The 10,500-nt window shown below is 46.9% G+C and carries 11 protein-coding genes, 1 other RNA gene and 1 pseudogene; 10 read left to right on the forward strand and 3 right to left on the reverse strand.

Features of this window, described 5'->3' with window-relative positions:
- Positions 1 to 90 precede the first annotated feature (90 nt).
- Entirely contained in the window at positions 91 to 1,371 is a 1,281-nt protein-coding gene (purD, locus tag E5S67_RS21820; protein WP_172190476.1) for a phosphoribosylamine--glycine ligase, read from the reverse strand.
- A 17-nt stretch (positions 1,372 to 1,388) separates the two neighbouring features.
- Here purD and E5S67_RS32610 point away from each other — a divergent pair, with 17 nt between their 5' ends.
- The 3 genes from E5S67_RS32610 to ssrS all read left to right on the forward strand — a co-directional run bounded on the left by E5S67_RS32610 (position 1,389) and on the right by ssrS (position 3,210).
- On the forward strand, positions 1,389 to 1,601 hold the full coding sequence (locus E5S67_RS32610; RefSeq protein ID WP_216670631.1) for a hypothetical protein: 213 nt from the start codon (positions 1,389 to 1,391) through the stop codon (positions 1,599 to 1,601).
- Positions 1,602 to 1,709: 108 nt separating this feature from the next.
- Positions 1,710 to 2,972: a 5-(carboxyamino)imidazole ribonucleotide synthase gene (locus tag E5S67_RS21825; RefSeq protein WP_172190477.1), complete on the forward strand. Its 1,263-nt coding sequence runs from the start codon at positions 1,710 to 1,712 to the stop codon at positions 2,970 to 2,972.
- A 50-nt stretch (positions 2,973 to 3,022) separates the two neighbouring features.
- A non-coding RNA gene (ssrS, locus tag E5S67_RS21830) (6S RNA) lies at positions 3,023 to 3,210 on the forward strand.
- Between the two features lie 77 nt (positions 3,211 to 3,287).
- On the opposite strand, the gene E5S67_RS21835 is transcribed toward ssrS, so the two are convergent.
- Both E5S67_RS21835 and E5S67_RS21840 read right to left on the reverse strand, forming a co-directional pair.
- Positions 3,288 to 3,953, reverse strand: a complete 666-nt coding sequence (locus E5S67_RS21835) for an MrcB family domain-containing protein (protein ID WP_172190478.1) — start codon at positions 3,951 to 3,953, stop codon at positions 3,288 to 3,290.
- Positions 3,913 to 4,290 (reverse strand): MrcB family domain-containing protein, encoded by a 378-nt coding sequence (locus tag E5S67_RS21840; RefSeq protein WP_172190479.1) that lies wholly within the window; start codon positions 4,288 to 4,290, stop codon positions 3,913 to 3,915. The genes E5S67_RS21835 and E5S67_RS21840 overlap by 41 nt, the downstream gene beginning before the upstream one ends.
- A 402-nt stretch (positions 4,291 to 4,692) precedes the next feature.
- Between E5S67_RS21840 and rpmI the strand changes: the two genes are divergently transcribed.
- The 7 genes and pseudogenes from rpmI to E5S67_RS21875 all read left to right on the forward strand — a co-directional run.
- Positions 4,693 to 4,890, forward strand: a complete 198-nt coding sequence (rpmI, locus tag E5S67_RS21845; protein WP_006634164.1) for a 50S ribosomal protein L35 — start codon at positions 4,693 to 4,695, stop codon at positions 4,888 to 4,890.
- Positions 4,891 to 4,909: 19 nt separating this feature from the next.
- On the forward strand, positions 4,910 to 5,266 hold the full coding sequence (gene rplT, locus E5S67_RS21850; protein WP_006634165.1) for a 50S ribosomal protein L20: 357 nt from the start codon (positions 4,910 to 4,912) through the stop codon (positions 5,264 to 5,266).
- Between the two features lie 272 nt (positions 5,267 to 5,538).
- Complete coding sequence (locus E5S67_RS21855) at positions 5,539 to 6,069, forward strand: tetratricopeptide repeat protein (protein ID WP_172190480.1); 531 nt, start codon at positions 5,539 to 5,541, stop codon at positions 6,067 to 6,069.
- 237 nt (positions 6,070 to 6,306) lie between these two features.
- Entirely contained in the window at positions 6,307 to 6,684 is a 378-nt protein-coding gene (locus tag E5S67_RS21860) for a response regulator (protein ID WP_172190481.1), read from the forward strand.
- Positions 6,681 to 7,289 carry a chemotaxis protein CheC gene (locus E5S67_RS21865; protein WP_172190482.1) on the forward strand — a complete coding sequence of 203 codons (609 nt, stop codon included), beginning with the start codon at positions 6,681 to 6,683 and terminating at the stop codon, positions 7,287 to 7,289. The genes E5S67_RS21860 and E5S67_RS21865 overlap by 4 nt, the downstream gene beginning before the upstream one ends.
- On the forward strand, positions 7,286 to 9,481 hold the full coding sequence (locus E5S67_RS21870; RefSeq protein ID WP_172190483.1) for a sensor domain-containing diguanylate cyclase: 2,196 nt from the start codon (positions 7,286 to 7,288) through the stop codon (positions 9,479 to 9,481). Before E5S67_RS21865 ends, E5S67_RS21870 begins: the two co-directional genes overlap by 4 nt.
- Before the next feature lie 450 nt (positions 9,482 to 9,931).
- A pseudogene (locus E5S67_RS21875) lies at positions 9,932 to 10,360 on the forward strand (transposase); the annotation flags it as partial.
- Between the last annotated feature and the right edge of the window lie 140 nt (positions 10,361 to 10,500).

The raw sequence follows: 10,500 nt of genomic DNA on the forward strand, positions 1-10,500 counted from the left end.
GCTACCGCCACCCCAGAGATACCAAACTTCATTGTTACATTTCTACATTGAGATTGCTTGGCTTTCGGATGGCGGTCGATGCCGGAATTCCTAATTTTTATCGTCCAGAGCTCGGCGACCGATGTCCCGACGGCAGTAGACCCCTTCAAATTGGATGCAATCAACTGCTGCATAAGCTTTGGAGATAGCTTGTTCCAAAGTTTCTCCCGCCGCAGTGACGCCCAAAACCCGGCCGCCGTCGCTCACCAACTGCTGCTGCTTCAACTGGGTGCCGGCGTGAAAAACTTCTGCTCCTTTGGCTTCAGCTTCCTCGATACCTGTAATAACTTTGCCTTTTTGATAACTTCCAGGATAACCCCCAGAAGCTAAAACTACGCACACAGAGGCCCCCGACTTCCAGCGAATAGAATATTCACCGAGACGCTGCTGACAGCAGGCGAGCACCAAATCTTCCAAAGGAGTTTCCAGCAGCGACAAAACCGCTTGAGTTTCGGGGTCTCCGAAACGGCAGTTGAATTCTAAGACTGTGGGTTCTCCTTCGGGCGTAATCATTAAACCTGCGTAGAGTACACCCCGGTAGTCGATTTTGCGTTTTTGCAGTGCTGCGAGGGTGGGTTCGAGAATTTCTTCTTGAATCCTTTCCATGAGTTCCGGGGTGACAATAGGCGCTGGGGCGTAGGCCCCCATACCGCCGGTGTTGGCTCCCTTGTCGCCTTCGCCGATAGCTTTGTGGTCTTGGGCCGGCAGCAACGGTTCCACTGTGATGCCGTCGGTGAGGGCGAGAATCGAGACTTCTTGACCTGTTAAGAATTCTTCGACGACGACTCGGATGTTGTCGGTGCCGAATTCGCCTCGGAAAATGGTGTTGATGGCGCTGTGAGCCATTTTGACGGTGGTGGCAACGGTTACTCCTTTGCCTGATGCGAGTCCGTCTGCTTTGATGACTATGGGGGTTCCTTGTTCCAGAACGTATGCTTTGGCTGCTTCTGCGTCTGTAAATACGGCGGCTTTGGGTGTAGGGATGCCTGCTTCGAGCATCAATTCTTTGGCCCAGGATTTGCTGGATTCAATTTGGGCGCCGGCTTTGGTGGGGCCGAAAATCATCATTTTTCGCTGTTGGAAATAGTCGGCGATGCCTAGCGATAGGGGCAATTCGGGGCCGACGATGACTAATCCGATGTTGTTGACCATCACAAAGCGTTCGATGCCTTGGAAGTCGTCGATGTTGAGCGACAGATTTTGACAGCCTTTGGTTGTAGCTGTGCCGCCGTTGCCCGGTACGCAGAATACTTGTTTAATCCGCGTAGATTCTAGCAGTTTTTTTGCGATCGCGTGTTCGCGACCTCCGTTCCCCACAACTAAAACTTTCACAGTATCCTCACCTATAAATGTTGTTCCCTGAATGTCTGATTTTCAGTGTTTGCACCTGTCTATCTGCTTTTTGCAGTGCTGTCAATTATGCCATGCTTGGCGATCGCCAATTGCTAGATGTGGCACTTTTCTGGAGGGGTGGGGTTCGACCGCTGTTTCCCAACGGCTGGGATCGTGCAATAATTAAAGACTTTAGTCGCCAAATTATTCTGGGTGCTGCCTCGATTTAATCATGCAATTAAAACTATTTTTTGGCTTTTAACTCTTCAATTACTGTAATTCATCCGGCGACAAATAGGGATAAAATAGGCAGGTTGACTCTGCGGAATTTTACTCACATGAAATCAAATCAAACCGCTGGGAGTTGGTCTGCCAAATTTAAGCGGGTGGGCGTTGTCGGCGGCGGCCAGCTAGCTTCGATGATGGGGGATGCTGCTGGGGCGCTGGGTATTGAATTGTTAGTGCAAACTCCCCATGCTAGTGACCCGGCAGTTTCTGTTGCTGCTGATGCTATTTTGGCTGCTGTTGATGATGTTTTGGCTACGGCTCAATTGGCTGCTGGCTGCGATGTTATTACTTTTGAAAATGAGTTTGTGGATTTGGATGGTTTGCGGCAACTAGAACAGCAAGGTGTGTTATTTCAGCCGAGTTTGTCGTCGCTTTCTCCTTTGTTGGATAAGTACGTTCAGCGCTGTTATTTACAAGGTTTGGGTTTGCCAACTCCGAGGTTTTGGGAATGGGATTGCAGTGCGGATTTGCCCCCCGAATTGTTGAAGGCGGTGGCGATCGACTTTCGGGCAATTTCTGTTTCCGACAGCGTGCAGATGGAAGGAGACTCGGATCCTGGATCGATCGACTTTCCCTTTGTTGTCAAAGTTCGCCGCCACGGTTATGACGGTCAAGGTACTTTTATTGTTAAGGATCGAGGGAGTTTTGAGTCAATTCGTGCTAAACTCCAAGGTCAGCCTTTGCTAGTAGAAGAGTTTGTGCCATTCGATCGCGAGTTGGCTGTGATTGCAGCTCGATCGGCAAATGGCGAAATTGCAATTTATCCGATCGTCGAAACCCAACAGCAAAATCAGGTTTGTCACCTGGTGATTGCACCTGCTGATATTAGTTCAGATGTGAAAACTGAAGCTTGTGCGATCGCCCGCACTCTCCTCAACAGCTTAGAAGCTGTCGGCGTATTCGGCATTGAATTATTTTTAACCGCCGATAATAAGCTGTTAGTCAATGAAATTGCACCCCGCACCCACAACTCGGGACATTTTACCATCGATGCCTGCGAAACTTCACAATTTGAACAGCATTTGCGCGCAGTTTGTCAACTGCCTTTAGGGAATTCCGATCTGAAATGTGCAGGCGCTGTGATGGTAAATTTGCTTGGCTACGAGTCGGCTGAGTCCGACTATTTAGCCAAACGAAAACAACTGGCACAAATTAGCGGTACTTTTGTACATTGGTATGGTAAGAAAGTATCGCGTCCGGGCCGCAAACTCGGTCACGTTACAGTTGTGCTCGACGCGGAGTTGGTGGCTCAGGGGCGATCGCAAGCACTGGCGATCGCTCAAACCGTTGAATCTATCTGGTATGCAAGTTAAATTGCTCGAAGCTTGCCAAAATCTGGTTAGTTGGTATATATTAAATAAAGGTTCTACTGCGACGTTGGTGACTGCCAATAATGTTTTTTTGATCTATAACTCTTAACTCTCGGGAATCAAGATGTTTGGACAGCAGTAAACTGGGCTTGTACCCAGAAACTTTAAGTCCGAGCCAACGGTACCCACCTGGTAAAATACCAGGTCAAAAGCTGAGGTAAGACGGCGTTGCGGGGAGCCATTAAAATTTTAATTGAGATAGGCGCTGTGAAATATGGCTAGCCTATTTTTTTTTTGATATAAACGCCTTTACTCATACTACATCTTCAAGTTGTGCCTAAATTCCTGTAGGGTTGGCGTTGGTTTAATGCGATGAATCATACTATGGCAATTTGAGCATAGCACAGTAAAATCATTAAGCGGATCTAGTTTCATCTTTGTCCCACTTAAGTTTGAAATTGGAACATTATGATGAGCTTCTATGTATCCTCTGCCTATTTCTCCGTATCGAGACTCAAAATCAAAACCGCAAGCTTTGCACTCATATCCTTGCAACTGCTTAACTTTTCTAGATAACGTTTGATTTCGTTCTGTTACTCGATGAAGTCTATACTTTGTCGTATCTTCAAACCATTCCCTTTCTGCTTGATTGTTTTCAGCAGCCTCATTCAAAGAAACCTCTTTCAACAAATCAGCAGAATCAGCCTCCTCCTTCAAAGAAACCTCCTCAAACAGGGAGAAGTAAATTTCAAGCATTTTCCCAACATCGCCTACCAACTCCTTGTCGTCAGGAAGTGATTCCCTTGAATAAAACTTCGAGGCTATGTTTCCTGCTTCATAAGCAAGTCCAAGCCTTCTAGAAGTAGTTGCCTTTGGAATCGAATCAAGCTTAAGATCGAGAGGATCAGAAAATTCCCTGAGCTTGTCAGAACCAAGCTTATCTTTAAATAGTTTTGCTTGACCCCTTAAAATGTCTCTCGACACCCCAAAGTCCGAACCGATCTCTTTTATCTGCTATTCCTTGATTGAGAGAAAGATAAACGCCAGAGAAGTCAGCGCGAAATAAATAAACACAGTAAAACCCCGACATGACACTCTCAGTCAGAAGCTTGTTAAATATTGCTATCCAAGGAACTTTAGCCCAAGAGCCATTACCTGCTGAAGCTTTTACGCTATAGATTTCTGGTAATTCTAACGAAGCACTTATTGATTTCGGCACTACATTTGTGACATAACTAGCAAATGAATGTCCCTTGAAGTTGTCGTTACTGACCAATGGATATTCAAACAGGATTTTTTCAAGGGACTCTCTAAGCGCCATAACCAATAATTAATGTTACATCTTCGATTGGCGTTGCTGATTTAGGGTATGAAGGGCTAAATATGCAAGTCAGAGAAACCAGTATCCACAAAACTTCGGGATTTTCAAGTTATTTTTTTCATACCCTGATTAAGCAACGCCCTTCGATTTAATGATCGTGCCTCACCACAAGCTTTCAAATATTAACCCTGCTAATAACCCAGAGGTAGAACCCTTAGTTATACCTCTGGGTTATAAAATTTTATACCCGGTGTCAACTACTGCAAACAACCACAAGATTAGCCGATCGCGCATCCTGTCTATCGCAGCAAATGCAGCGCCGCCCCCAACCCGCAAATCTCCCTTGCAGAAAGTAGCACAAACGTGATACCGTTGAAGCTTGTGTCCAAATAACACCAGTTCATGCCAAAACTCAAAACTCGCAAAGCAGCCGCAAAGCGCTTTAGAGCGACCGGCAGCGGTAAAATTGTGCGCCGCAAAGCTTACAAAAGCCACTTGCTACAGCACAAAAGTTCAGCTCGCAAAAGCCGTCTATCTAAGCTGGTCGTCATCGACGAGACCAACGATGCTAACGTGCGGTTAATGCTTCCATACTTGTAAAGTTTAACGGAAATTAAAGATGACACGGGTAAAACGCGGTAATGTCGCCAGAGCGCGCCGCAAAAAAATTCTCAAATTAGCCAAGGGTTTCCGAGGCGCACAGTCGAAACAGTTCCGCACAGCTAACCAACGGGTGATGCAGGCCCTGCGTAACGGTTATCGCGATCGCAAAAAGCGCAAACGCGATTTCCGCCGCCTGTGGATTGCTCGGATCAATGCTGCATCGCGCCAGCACGGCACGAGCTACAGCAGACTGATCGGCAACATGAAGAAAGCCAACATCGAAATCAACCGCAAAATGCTGGCACAAATGGCGATTATTGACCCCGCAACATTTGGTAAAGTAGTGGAAATGGCCAATCGAGCCGGAGCGTGAAAGTTCGCTTTATTTTCAGAATGCAGAAAGCAGAAGTAAGAAAGATTTAACTGTCTGCCAGAGAAGGAAAACTCCTGATAAATCTAGGAGGTTGAGACAAACTTTCCTTCTTTGTTCTTACTTCTGGATTCTTGCTTTTTCAGAAATCGCGATCGGGCCGATCGATCGCTATTTCCGTGTCTTTTATACATTTGTAGAGGCAAATCTCAGAGATTGCTAGCGCATTAAAATAAATAAAACCTTCCACAGACCTACCTAATTTTAAGAAAAACATGGATAGTAATTTGCTCATTGTTTACCTGACAGTCCTGCTCGCTATACTCGGCAGCAGTTCCTGGTTTGTGGTGCGCCAGATTCTCAAAACTCGGAAGCTGGAAATGTCTTTAGAACGCTTAGAAAATAAGCTGACCATAGAAAAAGGAACAGCACAGGAATACTACGAATTAGGAAGTATCTATGTAGATAAGAAGCTGTATTCCCAGGCGATCGTACTGTTTCAAAAAGCCCTGAAAGCCAAAGACTTAGAAGGCGAAGAAAATCAAGCCGTTATTTACAACGCCCTCGGTTTTGCACACTTCGGCCAAGAACAATACGACATCGCAATCCGCCAGTACAAAGAAGCCCTGAAGTTGCAGCCCGAATACGTTACATCTCTCAACAATCTGGGTCACGCCTACGAGCGCAAGAAATTAACAGCTCAAGCCTTGGAAATCTACGAACAAGCTCTCGCCTGCGATCCAGACAATGCCACTGCCAAACAGCGAGTAGAGTCCCTCCGGAAGCGTTTGGTAATCTATAACTGAGCGCCGATGTTACGACCAATAGAGAGCCCGCAAACCTGGTTTCATTCTGAAACCGGGTTTTTTCTTCCTATAGTCCAAGATACTAAACTATCGAACACATTAATGCGTTAGTTTTTAAGAACAGGAATTCCGAGTCAGGCTCGATCGCACACCGTCCCAGCACTTTAAATTACTGTGAAGATCAAAGCAATACCTGCAACGCCGATCAGTCCTAAACAATAGAAGGAGGAGAACGTAGTGACATCAATTCTCGTTGTCGAAGATTCGTGGTTGACTCGCAGGGTAATCTGCAAAATCCTGCGAGCAGAAGGATACGAGGCTTGGGAAGCATCCAGCGGCCCAGAAGCTCTAGAACTGCTCGGCACTAAAACTCCAAACTGTATGCTCTTAGACCTGTTGATGCCGGAAATGGAAGGTCGGGAAGTCCTGCAAGCCATGCGCGATCGAGGATATAAAATTCCAGTAATCGTAATTACCGCAGACATCCAAGCAACTACCCACTCCGAGTGCATGGAGCTCGGAGCCCTAGCAGTCATTCACAAAATGCCCAACTCAGAGGAACTGATCGGGTGGATCAAAAAAGCTCTCAGTGCCAGCGAGGAGAGCACCCAATGAAATTAAGCGCTCGACAGCTCGATGCTTTGCAGGAACTCGTCAACATCGGTATCGGTCAAGCAGCAGGGGTCTTGAACGACATGATCGACTCTCCGATCCGCTTGCAAATACCCCACCTTCAAATCCTGACTCCCACCGACGTGCAAGAAGAGTTAGAGCAGCACCTCAACGGCGAGCAAATCGCCGCCGTCCAGCTAAAATTCACAGGCTCCTTTGGAGGCATTGCCCAGCTAGTCTTTCCCACCAACAGCGCTGCCATGCTCGTGACGATGCTCACAGGGGAAGAAGTTGGAACTCACGATCTCGATTCAGTCAAAATTGGTACGCTGAGTGAAGTGGGAAATATTGTAATTAATGGGGTCATGGGTGCAATCAGCAACGTACTTCAGCAGCGCCTAAACTACTCCATTCCCACTTATAGCGAAGGGACGATTGCTAGTTTGCTGAGATCTGGGGGTTTAGCTACTGATACAGTTGTTTTATTAGCCCAGACCAGTTTCATGATTGAAAGGCTTCACATTGAAGGAGATATCATTCTTATTTTCAATGTCAATTCCTTTGACACCTTGTTGACTGCTATCAATCAACTTGCCGGGGGTCTATGATTGAGGAGAGCAAAACTATTAAGGAAAAGTTTGGGGTTCTCGACAGCGTACCAGTCGGCGCCTGCTTGCTGCGAGATGATTTTGTGGTGCTGTTTTGGAATACTTGTCTGGAAGAGTGGACAAAAATTCCCCGCAGCCAAATATTGGGAAAAAACATCACAACCCATTTTCCTCACCTGAGTCAGCTAAAGTATGCAACTCGCTTCAAGCAAATTTTTGCAGGCGGCCCGCCAACAATTTTTTCTTCTCAAATTCACAAACACCTGATTCCGGCAATTTGGCAAGACGGCCAGCAGCGAATTCAGCAAACTACTGTGACTGCTGTGCCGACCCTGGAGGCTGGCATTGAAGAACAGGAGATTAGAGACTGGCTTCTCCATACTCTTGAGTTGCAACCAGACGGCACTGTCGGAGTCAGAGTACCAGCAAGTGCTTCTTTGTATAGGGCATCTCCATCCTCAGTTTCGTCATCAATATGGCCGGGGGTCAATTCCCCATCGTTCTACGCGCTGCTGGTGATTCAAGACGTGACCGACCTCACCCACCGCATCCAAGCTTACCGCACAATGCGGGATCAAGCTTTGGAAGAAGTGCAAGTGCGCCAGCGGGTGGAGGAAGAATTGCGATCGAGCCAGCATTTCATCCAGCAGATTGCTGACGCGGCGCCTTATTTGCTCTACATCTACGATTTGACCGAACAGCGCAACGTCTACGTCAACGGTCAAGCTTCTAAATTGCTGGGCTACACTCCCCAAGAAATTTTACAGATGCAAACTGCTTTATACTCGAGTTTGGTGTACCCAGAAGATTTGCCAAGGCTTAAAGCCCACCAGCAAAAATTTTCCTGGGCCCAAGACGGGCAGATTTTGGAGTTGGACTATCGGCTCAAACATCGATCGGGGGAATGGCTCTGGTTTCGCTGCCGCGACCAAGTTTTCGCCCGCACAGCCGACGGCTGGCCCAAACAAATTTTCGGCACCGCTCAAGATATCACTGAGTACAAGCGGGCAGAAGAGGCGCTGCGGCAGCAGAACGAACGAGAACTGCTGATGGCCACGATTACTCAGCACATCCGCCAGTCTCTGGATTTGGGCGAAGTGCTCAGCACGACAGTGACAGAGGTGCGCCAGTTCCTTCAGGCAGATCGAGTGATGATCGTCCGCTTCAACCGCTGTACCGACAGTCTCTGCGCAGCTCCGGCGACGGGGGCGGTAACAGTGGAATCTGTAGCTCCCAACTGCAAGCCGATGTTGGGGGAAACCCTGGAAAATTTCTGTTTTGACGAGTTCTATATCGAAGCGTACCAACATCGGGCGATCCGACCGATAGGCGATATCTTGGCCGCCGATTTGCCGCAATATCAAATTGACTTACTCGCACAATTCGCGGTGAGAGCTTATTTGGTAGTGCCTTTAGTGCAAGGAGACGAGTTGTGGGGGCTGCTGATGGCCCACCAGTGCAGTCCCCGGCAGTGGATGCAGTTGGAAGTAGAGTTGCTGTCTTCTCTGGCTACCCAGTTGGCGATCGCCATCAAGCAAGCAGAACTCTACCAGCAGTTGCAAGCGGCCAACCTCAAGTTAGAGCGCTTGGCAACTTTAGACGAACTCACGCAGCTAGCAAACCGCCGCCGGTTCGATCAGTATTTAGAAATGGAGTGGCGCAGACAAGCGCGGGAACAAACGCCTCTGTCCCTGATTCTCTGCGATATTGATTCTTTTAAAAGTTACAACGATACCTACGGGCACCCAGGGGGAGACGAATGTTTGCGGCAAGTCGCTGGGGCGATCGGCAATGCAGTCAATCGCCCCGCTGATTTAGTAGCTCGCTACGGAGGCGAAGAATTTGCCGTTATTTTACCAAATACCGCGATTCAAGGCGCCGTGCTGGTAGCCGAACACATACAGATCAAAATCGCAGCTTTGCAACTTCCTCACGCTGGTTCTCAGGTGAGCCCGTACGTCACTCTCAGTCTGGGCGTAGCGAGTATTGTTCCTGCATCTGAATCGGGAGCCGAAATTCTGATTGCAGCAGCCGACCAAGCGCTCTATCAAGCTAAACGACTTGGGCGCGCTCGTATCCAACTTTACCAGCCCGACCCTACTGCTGGCAAGCCAAACGGGACAGCCGCTTCGATGCTTCCTGTGGATTTTTCTATACCGAATACTAATTTGCGCTCTCCCACCAGCGCTTGACTAATTGCAATATAGGTGAATCCAGAGTAGTTATACCAGTCCGCAAAAAGAATGCCACTGTAACCCCCTATTCCAAACCCCAATCTAGGGTTTATCAGATATATAAGGTACAAGAACAGCATTTTGCAAACCAGTTCCAAATATATTGTTAAAAACTTAATTGAATGCAAAATCTATCGCCTTTCCTAATTTTTGAGAATTTGTCGTTTTGAGAGAACGGAGAATATTTTTAAATTTAGATCGTAAATTATCAAGGAGTGAGAAATCAGGTGAAGAGGGGGATAAGTATATAAATTTTGCCTCTTATTGTTTGATAGCTTTTTCTACTTCGGGCTTGCTGAAGCAGTGGTTCAAGTATACACTGTATGGAATTGCCGACCAAAAAAGGTAGTAAGATTGCAAGAAAAACAGGTAAAATAGCTTAAAACCTGTGCATCACCATTTGCGATCGTGTACCGAAAAGCTGAGTCTGTTCCTACCGAACTCTTCGACTTTGAACTCCCCAACGGATGCAAGCTGGCAGAAGATAACCGTTGGGTCAAAATGGCCCAACTAATTCTTTGGTTGAATTTGAAGAAGATTATGCTGAAAATTTCCCGACCGAAATGGGCGCACTCGCCAAATAATTTAGGATGGCATTGGGGGCATTAATCATCAAAGAAAAATTGGGAATCAGCGATAGAGAAACAGTAGAACAGATCCGGGAAAATCCTTATCTGCAATAATTTATTGGTCAATCAACCTACAGTAATGAACTCCCATTTGACCCATCACCCTGCCGTTCACTTTAGGCAACGAATTAGTGTAAATCTAATCGATAAAGTGAACGAAAGAATGGTAAATAAAATACGGTCAACCACCCCAAAACAGCCAAAAAAAAAGAATTCGGAGTAAAAAAATGAGTTGCCCAATTAAGAAAAAATAATCATATAGCGATCGCAAATCATTCGTAAATGAATTAAGGGTTCGAGCGAGCAGCAGTTCCATTGAGTGTTGGTTCAAAAATACCAAATTTGTGT

It is taken from the genome of Microcoleus asticus IPMA8 (assembly GCF_013179805.1).
Taxonomy (GTDB): Bacteria; Cyanobacteriota; Cyanobacteriia; order Cyanobacteriales; family Microcoleaceae; genus Microcoleus; species Microcoleus asticus.

What these genes read in the sequence shown, in the direction of transcription:
- E5S67_RS21840 (WP_172190479.1), bottom strand. Translation starts at nt 4,290, where the DNA reads ATGGCGCTTAGAGAGTCCCTTGAAAAAATCCTGTTTGAATATCCATTG.
- rpmI (WP_006634164.1), top strand. Translation starts at nt 4,693, where the DNA reads ATGCCAAAACTCAAAACTCGCAAAGCAGCCGCAAAGCGCTTTAGAGCG.
- rplT (WP_006634165.1), top strand. Translation starts at nt 4,910, where the DNA reads ATGACACGGGTAAAACGCGGTAATGTCGCCAGAGCGCGCCGCAAAAAA.
- E5S67_RS32610 (WP_216670631.1), top strand. Translation starts at nt 1,389, where the DNA reads ATGTTGTTCCCTGAATGTCTGATTTTCAGTGTTTGCACCTGTCTATCT.
- E5S67_RS21825 (WP_172190477.1), top strand. Translation starts at nt 1,710, where the DNA reads ATGAAATCAAATCAAACCGCTGGGAGTTGGTCTGCCAAATTTAAGCGG.
- E5S67_RS21865 (WP_172190482.1), top strand. Translation starts at nt 6,681, where the DNA reads ATGAAATTAAGCGCTCGACAGCTCGATGCTTTGCAGGAACTCGTCAAC.
- E5S67_RS21870 (WP_172190483.1), top strand. Translation starts at nt 7,286, where the DNA reads ATGATTGAGGAGAGCAAAACTATTAAGGAAAAGTTTGGGGTTCTCGAC.
- E5S67_RS21855 (WP_172190480.1), top strand. Translation starts at nt 5,539, where the DNA reads ATGGATAGTAATTTGCTCATTGTTTACCTGACAGTCCTGCTCGCTATA.